This window comes from Lacinutrix himadriensis (assembly GCF_001418105.1).
GTDB classification, from domain to species: Bacteria; Bacteroidota; Bacteroidia; order Flavobacteriales; family Flavobacteriaceae; genus Oceanihabitans; species Oceanihabitans himadriense.
In genome coordinates, this window is sequence record NZ_LIQI01000022.1 from 854,608 (window position 1) to 873,392 (window position 18,785).

An 18,785-nucleotide genomic window follows, 5' to 3' on the forward strand; every position below is an offset into this window, starting at 1 on the left:
ACTTCCTGCGAAGGCAGGAATCTTTTTTAATTAAATATCTTTCTTCACAATAGTACTACTAGCCTGGGCTGTACAGAACACCAATAAGTCTGCAATATTTACATGTGCAGGACGTGTTATGGCAAAATAGATGATGTCTGCAATATCTTCTGGTTGCAATGCTTTGTAGCCTTTATATATATTATCAGCAATGGCATCTCCTTTAAAACGCACTTGAGAAAATTCGGTTTCTACTAATCCGGGATTAATGGCGCCAACTTTTATTCCGTATGGGTTGAGGTCTATTCGCATACCTTCTGTAATTGCTAGAACCGCATGTTTACTACCACAATACACGTTTCCTTTAGGGTATACTTCTTTTCCTGCAGAAGAACCAATATTAATGATGTGTCCAGAATTTCTCTCTGTCATTATAGGAATTACCGCTTTACTAACATAAAGTAATCCTTTTACATTAATATCTAGCATGGCGTCCCAATCGTCTAAATCTCCAGTTTCAATGGGATCTAAACCATGTGCATTTCCTGCATTATTGATTAAGATATCTATTTGTTTAAAATCTGCAGGAAGCGAATCGATGGCATTAAAAACGGCATCTTTATCACGTACATCAAAATTTAAAGTTTGCACGTTGGTTTGTTTACTTAACGCTTGTTGTATGGTGTCTAGGCGTTCTTGTCTTCTGCCGCAAAGTATTAAGTTAATACCATGTTTTGCAAGTTCATGAGCTGTTGCTCTACCAATACCGCTTGTTGCTCCTGTTATTAAGGCTGTTTTTTTCATGAAAAATTTATTTTTAATTTCCACGAAGGTGAAAATCTTTTACTTATTTATATTAAAACCGAGTAAGCAACTGCCTACTGCGACTGAATACTACTAATCTTTTTAAGGTGGTTATTAATCTTTTGCAAAGCAAGAATATAGTTTCAATTTATGAGATTCCTGCCTTCGCAGGAATGTATTACGGCACTTTATGTCCTTGGCAAGCCACTAAAATTTTAAACCAATCTTCTAATTCTAATTCTATATGGATTGCTTTTACTGCGTTTTCAATTCGCTTCGCGTTTGTAGTTCCTATTACTGGATGTATATTAGCAGGGTGTTTTAAAATCCAAGCCAATAAAAGCTGGTCTTCTGTTGCATTGTATTTTTCTAATAACTCCCCAAGTTGTTTGTGTATGCGCCTGGTTTGTTCGGTATCTTCTTTAAATACATTTCCTAAAGGAGACCAAGCCATTGACGTCATGTTTTTTAATAACATTTGGTCTAAAGTGCCATCATGCATTGCTTGATGTTGGGTTAATGAGAATTCTATTTGATTTACCGAAACATCTGTATATTTAGAAATTAAATCGACTTGCGAGGTGGTAAAGTTAGAAACTCCAAAAGCTTTAATTTTTCCTTGAACTTCTAAAATAGAAACTGCTTCTGCAACTTCATCGGGTTGCATTAACGGACTTGGTCTATGCAGTAAAAAGAGATCTAAATAGTCCGTTTTTAGATTTTTTAGCGATTCTTCCGCTGACCAAATGATATAATTTTTACTAAAATTGTAGTGTTTTACTTCGTTTTTACGATTTTCACTAACATATTGTATGCCACATTTGCTAATTAATTGCATTTTTTCTCGTACGATATTGCTTTCCGCGAAGGCGTTACCAAAAGCAGTTTCTGTAGTATAACTCCCATAAATATCTGCATGATCAAAACTAGTTACACCTTGGTTTATACAGTGATGCAGGAGTGTAATCATCTCTTTTTTAGAGAGTTGCTTTCCCCAGTCACCCCAGGTCATAGCGCCAGCAATAATTCTAGAAAATTTATTCTTTATCATTTTTTTTGTTTTGAACATTAAAAATAGAAAAGAAAAACGCTTAAACATATATTAAACACTACAATTTTTAACCAATTATTAACAGCAGCGCATCAAAAATTTTAACAAATTTACACCTCGAAATTATGAATGTTAAATTCATGCCTTTAAAAATTAAAAAATGATGGAAGATACAAGTACAGTTGATATTAAGTCAATTAATGAGAAAATTGAAAAAGAGAGTGCTTTTGTAGATTTACTAACACTAGAAATGAATAAAGTAATTGTTGGTCAAAAAGACATGATCGAAAGATTACTTATAGGATTATTAGGTCAAGGACATATCTTATTGGAAGGTGTTCCTGGTCTTGCAAAAACATTAGCAATTAATACACTGTCTCAAGCAGTATCTGGAAGTTTTAGTAGAATACAATTTACACCAGATTTATTACCTGCAGATGTTACTGGTACCTTAATTTATAACATGAAGGAAAATGAATTCAAAATTAAGAAAGGACCAATATTTGCGAATTTTGTGCTAGCAGATGAGATTAATAGAGCGCCTGCAAAAGTGCAGTCTGCTTTATTAGAAGCAATGCAAGAAAAGCAAGTAACGATTGGTGACGAAACTTTTAAATTGGATAAACCATTCTTGGTAATGGCAACGATGAATCCTGTAGAGCAAGAAGGAACATATCCTTTACCAGAAGCGCAAGTGGATAGGTTTATGCTAAAAACAGTTATTGATTACCCAAAGCAAGCGGAAGAACAATTAATCATGCGAGCGAACTTAAAAGGATCTTGGGAAAAAGTAAATCCGGTAGTTTCGGTATCGCAAATACTTAGAGCGCAAGAAGCGGTTCGTGAAGTATATATGGATGAGAAAATTGAAAAATATATTCTAGATATCATCTTTGCAACACGTTACCCAGAAAAATATAAATTAGAAGATTTAAAACCATTAATCTCTTTTGGAGCTTCTCCTCGTGGAAGTATTAATCTTGCAACCGCAGCAAAATGTTATGCATTTATTAAGCGAAGAGGTTATGTAATACCAGAAGATGTTCGTGCGGTAGTATATGATGTATTACGTCATAGAATTGGAATTACCTACGAAGCGGAAGCGGAAAATATCACTTCAGAAGATATTATTAGCAAGATTGTTAATGAGATTGAAGTACCATAAAGAGAGTCTTCAGTGTTCAGTAGGCAGTCGCTTACTCGAATTCTGAATTGTAATTACTGCTAACTGAAGACTGCTCACTGCATACTTAATAAAAATGGATACCAAAGAATTACTAAAAAAAGTACGAAAAATCGAGATTAAGACACGCCGTTTGTCTGATCATATTTTTGGAGGAGAATACCATTCTACCTTTAAAGGTCGTGGTATGACTTTTTCTGAAGTAAGACAGTATCAATATGGAGATGATGTACGTAATATAGATTGGAATGTAACGGCAAGAACCAATCTTCCACATATTAAAGTTTTTGAAGAAGAACGGGAGCTCATTATGATGCTTATGGTGGATATTTCGGGATCGGAATTATTTGGAACCGAAGAGCAATTTAAAAATGAAGTGGTAACAGAAATCGCAGCAACATTAGCATTTTCTGCAACACAGAATAATGATAAAATAGGGCTTATTTTATTTACCGACGACGTAGAACTTTATATTCCGCCTAAAAAAGGAAGATCCCATGTATTGCGTATTATTCGTGAACTTATAGAATTTAAACCAAAAAGCAAAGGCACTAATGTTGCTGAAGCTTTGAAGTTTATGCGTAACGTAATGAAAAAGAAAGCTATTGTTTTTGTGCTTTCCGATTTTATTGCAGACGATTATAAGCAAACCTTAAAAATAGCAGCAGGAAAACACGATGTAACCGGAATTAGAGTATTTGATAAACGCGAAGAAGAGATGCCAAACATTGGTATGGTTCAAATGCAAGATGAAGAAACAGGAGAGTTCCTTTTGGTAAATACACAATCTAAAACCGTCCGTAAAAACTATGCGAAATTCTACCATGAAAAAGTAGATATTATAAAGATAGTTTTGCGAAATCTGGAGCAGGAACCATAGATTGTAGAGTAGATGAAAGTTATGTAAAAAAGCTTTTAGGTTATTTTAAAAGAAGAGGATAATTAATAAGATAATGTCAGGTTACGGTAAATGGAAACCTATTTTTAATATGAAGAGTAAGAATTTTAAATATAATAATACAAATGCTTCCGTTTTCGGTCTTCCGTTTTCGGGTCTTTTTACTTTTGCCTTTTTACTTTTGCCTTTATTTTTAGCAGCGCAAGTAACTGCAACAATAGATTCTACTTCCATAAAAATAGGAGAGCAAATAACCTATAAAGTTCAGGTAGAAACCGATACTACAAATGTTGTAGTTTTTCCGGAAGGACAAACCTTTCTTCCGTTAGAGGTTATCCATTCGTTTGCAATAGACACCACAAAAGAAGATGCTAAATACACGCTTATAAAAAAGTATGGATTAACGCAATTTGATTCTGGCGCATTCACTATTCCAAGACAGAAAATTGTAATTGGTACCAAAGTCTTTCAAACCGATTCTCTACAAGTAGAAGTGAGAAATATTGTTGTAGACACTACAAAACAAGGATTGTTTGATATTAAACCAATTATTGAAGTAGAGAAAAGTCCGAGTCAATGGTGGAAATATTTACTGCTAACTTTATTGGTTTTATCGGTAATAGGTTTCTTGTTATATTGGTTTATTTGGAGAACAAAACCACTTACAAAAGAAGAGAAAATTGCATTGCTTCCGCCTTATGATAGAGCGAAATTAGCACTTCAAAATTTAGATGAAACCAGCTATTTACAAAATGCTGAATTAAAAGATTACTATTCCGAGTTAACCTTTATTATTAGAAAATACCTAGACGAAAAAGTATATGATCGCGCATTAGAGAGTACAACCGATGAGTTAATCACACGATTAAACATACTTAAAGATGCAAATCAAATAGATATTACTAAAGACGATATTAGAAATATTGAAACGATCTTAAAGCGTGCCGATTTAGTAAAGTTTGCAAAATCTGCTCCAGATGTAGAGCTAGCAAAATTAGATAGAAATACTATAGATTTAGAAATAGATCAAGTAAAAGAAGCGTTGCCAGAACCAACCGAAGAAGAAAAACTGCAAGACCAAAAATATCAAGAAATACAAGAGAAAAAACAAAAACGTAATAAGATAATTATTACTGTAGCAATAGTTATTGGTCTTTGTATTGCCACTTTTGTAGGCTTTGGTTTGAAATATGGTTTTGGTTATGTAAAAGATACTATTGTTGGTCATGAAAGTAAAGAATTACTAGAAGGTAATTGGGTAACTAGTGATTATGGTTTTCCAGCAATTTCTATTAGCACACCAGAAGTTTTAAAAAGAGAAAACCCACCAATTCCAGAAGAGATAAAAGCAAAACTACAGATGACTGTTTTTAGTTTTGGTAATGTTTCCCAAGCCTTAAGTGTTAACCTCTCTACGCTAAAAATTAGTCCGCAAGAAGGTCCCGAAAATCAAGGAGCAAAAGAAGAAATAGATTTAAATCAAGTTTCCGAAAAGGCAATTCAGCAATTAGAAAAACAAGGTGTTACCAATTTACTTGTTAAAAAGGAAAAGTTTGTAACTCCTAATAATGCCGAAGGATTAAAAACCTACGGAACAGCGAGCCTTCCTGTAGCAAATACCGATAAGTATTATGATGGTGAATATGTGCTTTTACATTTCACTGCAGACAACGTTATACAGGAAATAGCAATTACATATAGAAAAGGCGATGTTTATGCCGAGGCGATTGCAGAAAGAATTGTTAATTCTGTAGAGCTTATAAAAGAAGAAGTAGCAAAAAAAGAACAAGAAGAAAATTAAACCATGTTTGAAGGAATAGAATTTTTAAATAAAGAATTTTTCTGGTTGTTTTTATTACTTCCATTAGCATTGCTATGGTATGTTTTTAAGCATAATAAGCAAACAGCAGAATTAAAGATATCCAGTTTAAAAGGGTTTAAAGTAACCAACTCTTGGTTGCCAAAACTAAGACACTTGCTATTTGCTTTGCGTTTAGCAGCTTTAGCAGCATTAATAACTGCAATGGCAAGACCAAGAACGGTAGATGTTTCAACAAAAACAAAAACCACTCGAGGTATAGATATTGTGATGGCAATAGATGTTTCGGCAAGTATGTTGGCGAAAGATTTAAGACCTAATCGTTTAGAGGCTTTAAAAGAAGTTGCAGCAGAATTTATTGCTGGAAGACCAAATGATAGAATTGGTTTGGTAGAATATGCAGGAGAAAGTTATACAAAAACACCAATTACTAGTGATAAAGCAATTGTAATACGATCGCTAAACGATATAAAATACAACACGATTATTGAAGGAGGAACCGCAATAGGAATGGGTTTAGCAACTTCTGTAAACCGTTTAAAAGATAGTAGAGCCAAGAGTAAAGTAATTATTTTACTAACAGATGGAGTAAATAATTCTGGTTTTATAGATCCTAAAATTGCTAGTGAGTTAGCTTTAGAATATGGTATTAAAGTATACACAATAGGGATAGGAACAAATGGAATGGCGCTATCTCCTTACGCAACAAATCCAAACGGGACTTTTCAATACGCAAGAGTACAAGTAGAAATTGATGAAGCCCTACTTCAAGAAATTGCAGATGCCACTGGAGGAAGATATTTTAGAGCAACAAACAATAAGAAGCTTGCCGAGATTTATGACGAGATAAACAAACTAGAAAAAACAGAAATCGAAGAATTTAAATTTTATAATTACGAAGAAAAATATCGTCCGTTAGTATTATTAGCAGGACTTTTATTAGCATTAGAATTATTATTGCGTTTTACTATCTTTAGAAGTTTTGTGTAAAAAACATGAATGAGCTAATACCACATAAAAATTGGATGAAGCGTAATCAAAAATGGTTTATTCCGTTAATTGGATTCCTCATAATTATGTTAATAGGTTTCATTAATTCAGGATTAGGTGGAAAGATTAAAGATGTTAGTAAAGCTTATACAGACGCAACGCTTTATGAAAATGCGATAAAAGAAGTGGGAAATAATAAGCAGGCTATTCATGTATTAGGAGATATTGAGCCAATAGATAAAATGGCTATTGCCGAAGGGTTTGTTAGCTATTCTGAAGATAATAAAAAAGTACAATCAACGATTAGAATAAAAGGCACCAAAGGACAAGGTAAGCTAGATATTCTTGCAGAAAGGAATGAAAATAGTTGGGATTATAAAGCGCTGAAAATTCGTATTAAAGGAGTAGAAGAGCCAATAGTAATTATAAAAAAATAGCTGAAAATTTCAGTAGCGATACACTGCTCACTGAATATTGCGAAAGAATATTAAAATAAATGTATCAATTAGAAGAAAAAATATGGTTTTGGGTTTTAGTGATTATTCCAGTAATAATCCTACTTTTTTTGGTGCTTCAAATTTGGAAACATAAAGCACAAAAAAACTTTGCCAATAAAGCAATCCTAAAAAAATTAAGTCCGAACCAATCCCTTTTTAAAAGCATCTTAAAAGTAGCTATTTGGTGTCTTGCATTTGCTAGTTTAGCAATTGCTTTAGTAAATCCTAAAGTAGGAACCAAACTAGAAACGGTAAAACGCGAAGGTGTAGATATTGTATTTGCTGTAGATGTTTCTAAAAGTATGTTGGCAGAAGATATTGCGCCAAACAGATTGGATAAGTCGAAACAATTAGTAACACAAATTATAAATAATCTTGCCAGTGACAGAGTTGGTATTATTGCTTATGCGGCAAAAGCATTTCCGCAATTACCAATAACTACAGATTATGCAGCGGCAAAAATGTTTCTGCAAAACATGAATACAGATATGTTGTCTTCGCAAGGAACAGCAATTAATGGCGCTATAGAATTAGCAGAAACCTATTTTGATAATGAAGAGCAGACCAATAGGGTTTTAATCATTATTTCAGATGGTGAAGATCACTTTGGCGAATCGGCAGTTCGTGCAGCAGAAGAGGCGAGTAAAGAAGGAATACGAATTTTTACCATTGGCGTTGGAGATATTAAAGGAGGGCCAATTCCTATAAAACGAAACGGCGTTGTTTTAAATTATAAAAAAGACAGACAAGGCGAAACGGTAATAACACGTTTAAACGAAGAGAATTTAAAAAGCATTGCTGCAGAAGCAAACGGTGTTTATATTAATGGGAGAAATACAAACGAAGTAGTAGATACCATTAGAGACATTTTAAATAAAATGGATAAAACAGAATTTGAAGCCAAAGAGTTTGCCGATTTTAAAGACCAATTTCAATGGTTTTTAGCATTAGCAATATTTCTATTGTTTATCGATGTCTTTTTGTTAGAACGAAAAACAGCTTGGCTGAAAAAGTTAAACCTATTCAACGAGAACCTATAAATAAGAATGTCACCTTGCGCATTGGTTGAGATGAAAATATATTTTCATTGAAAGTACCTTGCAAAGCAAACCGAAAGGTCTTTCATGAATTAACCAGTTAAATAATTTATAAAATCTTTAACTAGAACCAAGCCAAGAGTTTTATAATTTAGTAAAATCAAAATGAAACACGTAGTAATAATCATATTAGCCCTTTTTAGCATTTCTTCTTTTGCACAAGACAAAGAAGAAGAGCAAATACTTGCGCACCAAAAAGCGAACGATTTAGTGTATGATGCCAACATTTTGGCAGATAATGAAGATTATGTTTCGGCAGAAATGGAATATAGAAAAGCCATGTCTGAGCAACCAAACTATACCGTTGGAGCGTATAACTTAGGGAATTCGTATTACAAAAAAGGTATTTTTGATGAAGCGTTATATCGTTTAAAACAAACGGCAAAACACGCAACCACTAGAGATGAGAAATATAGAGCATTTCATAATATTGGTAATATTCTTATGCAGGATAAGCAATGTAAAGAAGCGACAGAAGCTTTTAAAAATGCATTACGTAACAATCCTACCGATAACGAAACACGTTATAATTACGCTTTAGCAAAAGAATGTGCAGAGCAGCAACAAGAGGAACAAGATAAGCAGGACGAGAATAAAGATCAAAACGAAGATAACAAGGATCAGGAAAAAGATCAAAAAGATCAAGACCAGGATAAGGAAGATAAAAAAGATCAGGAAGACGAAAATAAAGACGAAGAGCCTAAAGACGACGGAGAAAAAGATAAAAAAGAAGGCGAGGATAAAAAAGACGAAGAAGGTAATCCTAAAGATGAAAAAGAAGATGAAGGGAAAGGTGGTGAAGATGAGAAAAAAGAACAACCAAAACCACAACCCGGACAATTATCACCACAGCAAGTGAAAAACTTGTTAGAAGCAATGAATGATCAAGAGCAGAAAGTACAAGATAAAATGAATGCTCAAAAAACAAAAGGAGAAAGAGTACAAACCGAAAAGGACTGGTAAAAAAGCTAGAAGTCTGAAGACCGAAGCTAGAAGTTATAATTGTAAATTAAAATTGATTGTCATGCTGAGCGCAGTCGAAGCATCTTAAAAATGAAAACACTAAAACACATAACCATACTATTTATACTACTTGCAACAAGTATTGCTTCTGCACAGGTTAAATTTGAAGCAAAAACAAGCAAGAAGAAACTTGGTGTTAATGAACGTTTACGTATTGATTTTGAAATGAACGAAGATGGCGATAATTTTAATCCGCCAAGCTTTCAAGATTTCACTGTAGTTGCAGGTCCAAACCAGTCTGTTAGTCATTCTTGGATGAATGGAAAAAAATCATTCAATAAGACGTACAGTTACTTTTTAGCACCAAAAAAACAAGGAAAATTTACTATCAATCAGGCTACTATAGAAATTAATGGTGAGACCTATAAAACAACGCCAATAACCGTAGTGGTTTCTAAAGCGGTAAGCAAGCCAAATGATCCTAATAATCCAGATATTATAATAGAAGATAATATTCATTTGGTTGCAGAAGTATCTAAGACAAGTCCTTATTTAAACGAAGGAATAACCGTTGTCTATAAACTTTATGTTTCACCAAATACCGGAGTTAGTAATTGGCGAGAAATAGATAGTCCGAGATACAATGATTTCTGGTCACAAAACATAGATATAAAAGGCTTAAAAATTTTAAAAGGAACCTATAAAGGTGAAGATTATAGATATGTTGTTTTACGTAAAACAGTACTTTATCCTCAAAAAACAGGGAAGCTAGAAATTGAGCCTTTAAGCTTAGATATTACCGTAGATGTTCCTACAAGTAGACGAAATATTTTTGGAGAACGTTTAATGACGCAAGCGCACAAAACAATTTCTGCAGGAAGTAGAAAAATTAACGTGAAACCGTTACCAGAAAATAATAAACCAGCTAATTTTACTGGAGCGGTTGGTGATTTCGATTTTAAAGTAGCTACTTCTAAAACAGCATTAAATGCATCCGAATCCTTACAAGCAACCGTTGCTGTTTCCGGTAATGGAAATTTAAAACTATTCGAATTACCAAAACTAAGTCTTCCTAGCTCCTTAGAGGTTTATGAACCAGAAAATACAGACAATGTAAGAACAAGTATAAACGGCATGCAAGGAACACGTAGCCAGAGTTATACGGTTGTTCCGCAATTTAAAGGGAAGTATCCTTTACCAAGTATCTCGTTTTCTTATTTTGATTTAAAAACCGAAAGCTACAAAACACTTTCTTCTGATGAGTTAATAATTGATGTATTAGAAGGACCAACCAATAGCGAGGCAACAAACAATAATGCTATTGTAAACGGAAACGATAAACAACCTGTTTTAAGTAATGATCAATTTGCATTTATTAAAACCAACGCAAATTTAGTTAGCACTACAAAAAAGAATTTCTTTAAATCTACAGGCTTCTGGACCGCTTTATTAAGTCCGCTTTTAGCAATACCATTAGCCATTGTGTTTAGAAACAAACGTGAAGAACGTATGGCAGATGTTACAGGGAATAAAGTTAGAAAAGCAGATAAGCTAGCAAAAAAATATTTAAGCGCAGCAAAACGTGCTTTAGGACAAAAAGAAGCTTTTTATGTGGCTCTTGAAAAGGCGTTACACAATTATTTAAAAGCCAAGTTGCAAATAGAAACTAGTGATTTCACTAAAGATAAGATTACAGAAATATTAAATGATCGAGAAGTAGAAAACACCACTGTTTTAGAGTTTGTAAGTATCTTGAAAAATTGCGAATTGGCACGATATACTCCAATTACACAAGTAGAAATGCAACAAGATTATGAAAAAGCATCTAGAACCATTTCTGAAATAGATAAGCAAATAAAATAAATGTTTAAACTCCTTTCTTAGAATAATAATTGGAAGGTGAATGTATTCCGATACATCGAAAATATAGCAGGAAGAGTTTTATATAAAACACAAATGAAACAAATAATTTACATACTAACCTTTTTACTAACTACGCTTTCTGTAGCACAAAACAATACGCTTTTTGAAGAAGGAAATACGTTGTATAATGAAGGAAAATTTACAGAAGCAATTTCTAAGTATGAAAGCATTTTAGATGCTAAAAAACATTCTGCTTCTTTGTATTTCAATCTTGGTAATGCACATTATAAGCTAAATAATATTGCACCTAGTATTTACTACTTTGAAAAAGCATTACAGCTTTCTCCTAACGATAAAGAAATACAAAACAATATCGCTTTTGCAAGAAACATGACTGTAGATGCTATAGATGTTGTGCCAGAAGTAGGTTTCTCTAAACTGTTTAAAAGCATCACAAATACCATGAGTTTTAATGGCTGGGCGTATGCTTCGGTTGTCGCTGTGGTTTTATTTGTGCTATTGTCTTTATTGTATTATTTCAGCTTTTCTACAGGCAGAAAAAGACTTGCATTTATTGGTAGTTCCAGTTTCTTATTTTTAACATGTATCACTTTGTTTTTTGCCTTTCATAAATTCGATATCGATAAAAAGAATAAACCAGCCATTGTGTTTTCACAAGAAGCGATGGTTAAAAGTGAGCCTAATTTAAGAAGCGAAGAGTCTTTTAGGTTACATGAAGGAACTAAAGTTTTAATTTTAGATACGGTAAATAATTGGAAAAAAATTAAACTTACAGATGGTAAAGTGGGTTGGATTTCTAATGATGATATTAAAGCATTAAATGAAATTTAATTTTTCCTTAACAATAAAATACTTCTATAGTTATATATTTGCAGCTTGATTTAATTTAAAGGATGCCAAAAAGAAACATTTCTATATTTTTTACTGTATTATTTATGGCAATTATTACTATGCCATCTATAATTATAGCACTAGATGATACTATAGATATTTCTGTTTTTTATAGCCTTTCTGAAGAGGAAGAAAATAATAATTTGGAAGTTGTTTTTTATAAAACGAACAACGAATTCATTCCTTTAAGCGATTTATTTAAGAATAATGAATTAGGGTATTTCTTTAAAAGTTACCTGAATCCGCATTTTAACATCATTTCTCCACCACCAGATTTTATTTAATATTTTATTCGTTAGACATTTATTGTCCCAAAAAAATATTAAAAATAGCTATTGATCATAAAAAAAGAATCAATAGCGCAAAATCAGTATGTATATATGTTTAAAACATTAAAAAGCGACTTGCCTGCAAGTGTCGTCGTGTTTTTTGTTGCATTACCTTTATGTTTAGGTATTGCATTAGCCAGTGGAGCCCCACTTTTTTCAGGAGTTATAGCCGGAATTATAGGAGGAATAGTAGTAGGAGCCTTAAGTGGTTCTAAAATTGGTGTAAGTGGCCCTGCTGCCGGACTTGCAGCAATTGTATTAACAGCAATTGGAACTTTAGGAGGTTATGAAAACTTTTTAGTTGCTGTTGTTTTAGGAGGTGTTATTCAATTAATTTTTGGTATTCTAAAAGCTGGTATTATTGGCTATTATTTTCCGTCATCGGTGATTAAAGGAATGCTTACAGGTATTGGTATTATCATTATCTTAAAACAAATTCCTAACTTTTTTGGTTACGATGAAGCGTCAGCTTGGGATTTAGAATTTTTTGAAATAGACGGAGGAAATACCTTTTCAGAATTGTTTACGATGCTAAATAATATTCATCCAGGAGCTGCTTTAATTGGTCTTATTAGTTTATTACTTTTAATATTTTGGGATAAAATATTGAGTAAAAAAGGAAAGTTCTTCGAAGTGATTCAAGGCCCTTTTGTAGTGGTAGTATTAGGTATCGTATTTTTTATGCTTACCCAAAATCACGAGGTATTATCTATTGGAGCAAACCACATGGTTAGTGTTCCAATTCCAGAAGATTTAGATTCTTTTATCGGACAGTTTAGTTTCCCGAATTTTGCAGCAATTACAAATCCGCAAGTATGGGTTGTTGCTTTTACTATTGCTTTAGTAGCAAGTTTAGAAACTTTATTGTGTGTTGAAGCATCGGATAAAATTGATCCAGACAAAAACGTGACACCTACCAATAGAGAATTATTGGCGCAAGGTGCAGGTAATATATTATCTGGATTAGTTGGTGGTCTTCCAATAACGCAAGTAATTGTTAGAAGTTCTGCTAATATTCAATCTGGCGGAAAAACGAAACTATCGACTATCATTCACGGACTTTTATTATTATTATCAGTAGTACTTATTCCTTCTTTACTTAATAAAATTCCTTTATCTGTTTTAGCATCTATTTTATTAATTGTAGGTTTCAAACTAGCAAAACCATCGTTATTTAAGAAGATGTACAGTCTAGGTTGGAAACAATCTGTTCCGTTTTTTGTAACCGTAATAGGAATTGTGTTTACAGACTTATTAGTTGGTATTGGTTTAGGATTGGCTGTTGGTATTGTTGTTATTTTATTAAAAAGCTACCAAAATTCGCACTTTCTTCATATTGAAGATAATAGTAATGGAAAGCATAGAATTAAAATGGAATTAGCTGAAGAAGTAACCTTCTTTAATAAAGGAGCCATTTTAAAAGAATTAGATAGCTTACCAAGAGATACGTATTTAGAATTTGATGTTAGAAAAACAAGGTTTCTGGATTACGATATTATTGAAATTCTTGAAGATTTTGCTTTTAAAGCAAAGGAAAGAAACATTGATATCAAATTAATTTCAAAACGTGGAGTCGTTGAAAATCCGCCAAGCTTTATCGAGTTTTTTCAATTAAGACCAAAATCTAATATTAGTTTAAGTTAAATCCTATGAAAAATAATAAATACAAAATATTACTGCTTTCAGATTTAAAAAAAACTACAGAGTTAGATTTAAAAAGTACAGTAGGTTTAGCAAAAATGGTTGGTGGTGAAATAACGTTGTTTCATATAAAAAGACCAACAGAAATTGTCGATAGAGATAATCAGTTGTCTACTATGCGTTCTATTAATGAAAAGCATCTCATTACAGATAAACTAATAGAAAGTATTGTAAAACCTGTAAGTCAGGAGTTTGATATGCCTATCGATTATAAATTATCTTTTGGTAATTTAAAGCATGAAATTGAAAGCTATATACAAGAACATAAACCAGATATTATAGTTCTTGGTAAAAGGAAAGCAAAAAAACTTAACTTTATAGGAGACAATATCACAGAATTTGTTTTAAAAACACACAAAGGTCCTGTTATGATTACAACAGGTAAAGATGCGTTGCAACCAAATAAAGAAGTTGCATTAGGGGTTTTAAATACTATAGATAAAACCTTAGACATTAATGGTATTGAAGAATTAATTAGTAAAACAAAAGTGCCAATTAAGACATTCCATATTGTTAAAGCAGCGAATAGTAATTCAACAGTGGATGTTACTGCTGAAATAAACACCTTTGAATATGTTTTTGAACAAAGTGATAAAGCATTAGAAAGTGTATCTAAATACGTATCAAAAAATAAAATAAACTTGATGTGTTTAGATAAAAACAACAAAACAAAAAGAGACATTATGAATAAACTTAATGTTTCCTTATTACTAACCGGAGAGAAAAATCCAGATACTACAAAACTAGTATTCTAATAAATAAAAACTTATGAAAGCACATACAAAAGAGACACAAGCAACAATGACACCTGAAAAGTCATTACAATATTTAATAGAAGGAAATCAAAGGTTTCAAGATAATTTAAAAGCGAATCGTAACCTTTTAGAGCAAGTAAATGATACTAGTGACGGACAATTTCCATTTGCAACTATTTTAAGTTGTATCGATTCACGTGTGTCTGCAGAATTGGTTTTTGACCAAGGATTAGGAGATATTTTTAGCGTGCGTGTAGCAGGGAATATTGTGAATGAAGACATTTTAGGGAGTATGGAATTTGCATGTAAATTAGCAGGTACAGAACTTATTGTTGTTTTAGGACATACAAGTTGTGGTGCCGTAAAAGGAGCTTGTGACCATGCCGAAATGGGTAACCTAACCAAGTTGATTCAAAAAATTACACCAGCAGTTAATGCCGTTACAGAACCTAAAGACGAAAGCTTAAGAAGCTCTAAAAATTTAGCGTTTGTAGATGAGGTATCGCACATGAATGTACAATTAATGATCGATAGAATTCATGCCGAAAGTCCAATACTTACCGAAATGGAGAAAAAAGGTGAAATTAAAATCATTGGAGCAATGTATGATGTAAATACAGGTGCTGTAAACTTTTATTAATAAAATAGTATAAAAGCTTTTATGAAAAAGAAGACTTTTATGGCAACACTAATATGTATATTGGTGTTGCCTTTTATTGCTACAAGTCAAGAGAGTAATTTAGGAAATTGGTTAATTTATATTGGAAACAAAAAATTAAACAATACCTGGAATATTCATCACGAAGTGCAATACAGAAATTATGATGCTGTAGGTGATTTAGAACAACTATTACTAAGAACCGGTTTAGGTTATACTTTTAATGAAAGTAAGAATAACATCCTTTTAGGATATGGTTATATTTTATCTGAAAATTATATTGGAAACACCGATGAAAAAGCAACGGTAAATGAGCATCGTGTTTTTCAGCAATTTACGTCCAAACAAAATATAGGTAAACTGAAATTGAATCATCGTTATCGTTTTGAACAACGTTTTGTAGAAGACGATTTTAAAATGCGACTACGCTACTTTTTAGGCTTTAATTATCCGCTTCAAAATAAAGAAGATGGCAAAAGCCCTTTATATTTATCTGCATACAATGAAGTGTTTTTAAATACGGAATCGGATGTATTCGATAGAAACAGAGTATATGGAGGATTAGGATATAAGTTTTCAGAAAACTTAAAATTAGAATTAGGGTATATGAATCAGTTTTTTGAAAATTCAGGAAGAGATCAAATTAATATAATTGCATTTGTTAATTTCTAATCTAAATTCCTTTTAAACTACATAGAAAAACGGTATTTTGTAAAACGAACAAACAAAAACAAACGAAACTAAAATATAAAATATGAAAAACTTTTTCTCGAATTTTAAAGGAGATGCTTTTGGAGGTATCACGGCAGGAATTGTTGCATTGCCACTGGCATTAGCATTTGGTGTGTCCTCTGGATTGGGCCCAAGTGCAGGACTATATGGTGCGATTTTTTTAAGTTTCTTTGCGGCACTTTTTGGAGGTACAAATACGCAGATTTCTGGACCAACTGCACCAATGACAGCAGTAAGTATGGTGGTTATTGCAGGGATTATTGCTTTAAATGATGGCGACGTTTCTAAAGCTTTACCAGCAATTTTAACCGTATTTTTATTAGCAGGATTGTTTCAGGTAGGACTTGGAGTTCTCGGTTTTGGAAAATACATAAAATACATTCCGTATCCTGTGGTTTCGGGGTTTATGACAGCCATTGGAGTTATTATTTTAATCACGCAAATTCTTCCAGCATTAGGTTATTATCCTAAAGAAGATATGGTTTTCGTAGAGCAATTTAAACCACAAGCGGAAGAACTTATCCTTGAAAATATATTAAAAGAAGAAGCTGGAGAAGGTATTCTAGTTTTAGAAAATTTTAAAGAAACCATTGAAAGAGGAAGTGAAATTACTGCAGAAGATATTTTAAAAGAATCTAAAACGCTAGCTTCCAATGAAGCTTCAGGTGTTTTAGGTGCATTAAAATCGCTACCAAAAGCTATTCAGCAAATTAATTGGTTAGAGCTTATTCTCGCTCTTGGAACGATATTTATTATCTACGGATTTAAACGGATAACCACAGCCGTGCCAAGTACGCTTGTCGCTTTAGTTGTGATGTCTGGAGTTGCCATTGGTTTTGGTTTAGATTATAGACCTATTGAAGAAATACCTACAGGTTTACCAATTCCTAATTTAAGTATTTTTACAGATTTTAGTGTTACTAGTGTCACGCCTTATATTTTTACCGCTTTAACTTTAGCGTTACTAGGTGCTATTGATTCTTTATTAACTAGTGTGGTTGCAGATAATATGACCAAAACAAAACACAAGCCGAATAAAGAACTTATTGGGCAAGGTATTGGTAATAGTATCGCAGCAATATTTGGTGGTTTACCAGGAGCTGGAGCAACAATTAGAACCGTAGTTAATATTAATTCTGGTGGTAAAACAAGACTTTCTGGAATGATTGCCGGTATTATGTTACTGTTTATTTTATTAGTTTTAGCGCCAATTGCATCTCAAATTCCTGCAGCAGTTTTAGCAGGTATTCTTGTAACTGTTGGTATTGGAGTTATGGATTATAAAGGTTTAAAAGCCATTCCAAGTTTACCAAGAGATATGAAAATTGGACCTTTTAAAATGAGTTCTGAAGTTCTAATCATGATTGTCGTATTATTATTATCTACTTTTTGGAATTTAGTATATGCCGTTGGTATTGGTTTAGTTATTGCTTCTCTTATGTTTATGAAAAAAATAGGAGATTTAACTGCGCAACGATCGGATGTGAAATCTTTAAAGAAAGAGAAAGCTTGGGCAGATGAAGCTATTTTTCCTGAAAAATTAAAAGAAGAAGTTTTTATAAAACACTTAAAAGGACCTTTATTCTTTGGGTCTACAAGTGATTTTCAAAGTCTAGCAGATCAAATTCCTGCAACAGCAAAAACGGTTGTTATTCGTTTAGGACGTATGCAATATATGGATCAATCTGGATTGTATGCCATGGAAGATGTACTGCAAGATTTAAATAAAAAGAATATTCAAGTATTGTTTGTCGGACTATTAAAACAACCAAGCTATATGATGGAACGTATTGATATTATTCCAGATCTTATTGCTAAAGAACATATTTTTAAGACTTTTGATAGTTGTGTGAAATGGATAAAGGATAACGTCAAAGACGAAAACTAAATTTTTAAAAGATGAATCTTGATATCGTATTTGAAAATAATAAAACGTGGATAAAGTCTAAATTAAATGAAGACGACGCGTATTTTGATAAATTGGGCGAAGGACAAAATCCGGAATTACTATTTATTGGTTGTTCCGATAGTAGAGTTACTGCAGAAGAATTAATGGGATTAGGTCCTGGAGATGTTTTTGTACACCGTAACATTGCTAATATGGTTATTGGTACCGATTTAAACGCGATGTCTGTTGTAGAGTATGCTGTAGAGCACTTAAAAGTAAATCATGTAGTTGTTTGCGGACATTATGGTTGTGGTGGTGTAAAAGCTGCTATGCAGTCTGCAGATCTAGGTTTGTTAAATCCGTGGTTGCGAAACATTCGCGATGTATACCGTATTCATAACGAAGAGCTGAATGCGATTGAAGAGGAAGAAAAAAAATACGAACGTTTAATCGAATTAAATGTACAAGAACAATGTGTTAACCTTATTAAAACAGCTGCTATTCAAAAAGCAGTTCGTGGTAGAGGATTAATTGTACATGGTTGGGTCTTTGATATTCACACCGGAAAACTGATAGATTTAAAAATAGATTTTGAAAGAATCCTGAATGATATTAGAGAAATCTATCATTTAGATTAATTGGACACGAAACAATAAGTAAAAACAA

At 32.7% G+C, this 18,785-nt stretch carries 17 protein-coding genes and 1 pseudogene; 16 read left to right on the forward strand and 2 right to left on the reverse strand.

Going from position 1 to position 18,785, the window contains the following annotated elements:
* Positions 1 to 30 precede the first annotated feature (30 nt).
* Positions 31 to 783: an SDR family NAD(P)-dependent oxidoreductase gene (locus AMD28_RS11415; protein ID WP_055444232.1), complete on the reverse strand. Its 753-nt coding sequence runs from the start codon at positions 781 to 783 to the stop codon at positions 31 to 33.
* 178 nt (positions 784 to 961) lie between these two features.
* Positions 962 to 1,834: an aldo/keto reductase gene (locus AMD28_RS11420; RefSeq protein ID WP_055444376.1), complete on the reverse strand. Its 873-nt coding sequence runs from the start codon at positions 1,832 to 1,834 to the stop codon at positions 962 to 964.
* 160 nt (positions 1,835 to 1,994) lie between these two features.
* Here AMD28_RS11420 and AMD28_RS11425 point away from each other — a divergent pair, with 160 nt between their 5' ends.
* The 16 genes and pseudogenes from AMD28_RS11425 (at position 1,995) to AMD28_RS11500 (ending at position 18,757) form a co-directional block, all read left to right on the forward strand.
* Positions 1,995 to 2,999, forward strand: coding sequence for an AAA family ATPase (locus tag AMD28_RS11425; protein WP_083478289.1), 1,005 nt, complete (start codon positions 1,995 to 1,997; stop codon positions 2,997 to 2,999).
* Between the two features lie 94 nt (positions 3,000 to 3,093).
* Positions 3,094 to 3,959: pseudogene (locus AMD28_RS11430) on the forward strand (DUF58 domain-containing protein).
* 47 nt (positions 3,960 to 4,006) lie between these two features.
* On the forward strand, positions 4,007 to 5,716 hold the full coding sequence (locus AMD28_RS11435; protein ID WP_055444377.1) for a BatD family protein: 1,710 nt from the start codon (positions 4,007 to 4,009) through the stop codon (positions 5,714 to 5,716).
* A gap of 3 nt (positions 5,717 to 5,719) precedes the next feature.
* Complete coding sequence (locus AMD28_RS11440) at positions 5,720 to 6,724, forward strand: vWA domain-containing protein (RefSeq protein ID WP_055444234.1); 1,005 nt, start codon at positions 5,720 to 5,722, stop codon at positions 6,722 to 6,724.
* A gap of 5 nt (positions 6,725 to 6,729) precedes the next feature.
* Complete coding sequence (locus AMD28_RS11445) at positions 6,730 to 7,161, forward strand: cytochrome c oxidase assembly factor Coa1 family protein (protein ID WP_055444235.1); 432 nt, start codon at positions 6,730 to 6,732, stop codon at positions 7,159 to 7,161.
* A gap of 59 nt (positions 7,162 to 7,220) precedes the next feature.
* Positions 7,221 to 8,261 carry a vWA domain-containing protein gene (locus AMD28_RS11450; RefSeq protein WP_055444236.1) on the forward strand — a complete coding sequence of 347 codons (1,041 nt, stop codon included), beginning with the start codon at positions 7,221 to 7,223 and terminating at the stop codon, positions 8,259 to 8,261.
* 162 nt (positions 8,262 to 8,423) lie between these two features.
* The gene (locus tag AMD28_RS11455) at positions 8,424 to 9,281 is read left to right on the forward strand and encodes an aerotolerance regulator BatC (RefSeq protein ID WP_055444237.1); all 858 of its coding nucleotides are present in this window, start codon (positions 8,424 to 8,426) and stop codon (positions 9,279 to 9,281) included.
* Positions 9,282 to 9,371: 90 nt separating this feature from the next.
* Positions 9,372 to 11,144, forward strand: coding sequence for a BatD family protein (locus AMD28_RS11460; protein ID WP_055444238.1), 1,773 nt, complete (start codon positions 9,372 to 9,374; stop codon positions 11,142 to 11,144).
* Between the two features lie 93 nt (positions 11,145 to 11,237).
* A complete protein-coding gene (locus AMD28_RS11465) occupies positions 11,238 to 11,996 on the forward strand; it encodes a tetratricopeptide repeat protein (protein WP_055444239.1) in 759 nt (252 codons plus the stop codon).
* A gap of 62 nt (positions 11,997 to 12,058) precedes the next feature.
* Entirely contained in the window at positions 12,059 to 12,340 is a 282-nt protein-coding gene (locus AMD28_RS11470) for a hypothetical protein (protein ID WP_055444240.1), read from the forward strand.
* A 96-nt stretch (positions 12,341 to 12,436) separates the two neighbouring features.
* Entirely contained in the window at positions 12,437 to 14,029 is a 1,593-nt protein-coding gene (locus tag AMD28_RS11475) for a SulP family inorganic anion transporter (RefSeq protein ID WP_055444378.1), read from the forward strand.
* Positions 14,030 to 14,034: 5 nt separating this feature from the next.
* Positions 14,035 to 14,841, forward strand: a complete 807-nt coding sequence (locus tag AMD28_RS11480) for a universal stress protein (protein WP_055444241.1) — start codon at positions 14,035 to 14,037, stop codon at positions 14,839 to 14,841.
* Positions 14,842 to 14,854: 13 nt separating this feature from the next.
* Positions 14,855 to 15,481, forward strand: a complete 627-nt coding sequence (locus AMD28_RS11485) for a carbonic anhydrase family protein (protein WP_055444242.1) — start codon at positions 14,855 to 14,857, stop codon at positions 15,479 to 15,481.
* 39 nt (positions 15,482 to 15,520) lie between these two features.
* Positions 15,521 to 16,171, forward strand: coding sequence for a DUF2490 domain-containing protein (locus AMD28_RS11490; RefSeq protein WP_055444243.1), 651 nt, complete (start codon positions 15,521 to 15,523; stop codon positions 16,169 to 16,171).
* Between the two features lie 82 nt (positions 16,172 to 16,253).
* Positions 16,254 to 18,119: a SulP family inorganic anion transporter gene (locus tag AMD28_RS11495; RefSeq protein ID WP_055444244.1), complete on the forward strand. Its 1,866-nt coding sequence runs from the start codon at positions 16,254 to 16,256 to the stop codon at positions 18,117 to 18,119.
* An 11-nt stretch (positions 18,120 to 18,130) separates the two neighbouring features.
* Complete coding sequence (locus AMD28_RS11500) at positions 18,131 to 18,757, forward strand: carbonic anhydrase (RefSeq protein WP_055444245.1); 627 nt, start codon at positions 18,131 to 18,133, stop codon at positions 18,755 to 18,757.
* The last annotated feature ends 28 nt before the right edge of the window (positions 18,758 to 18,785 follow it).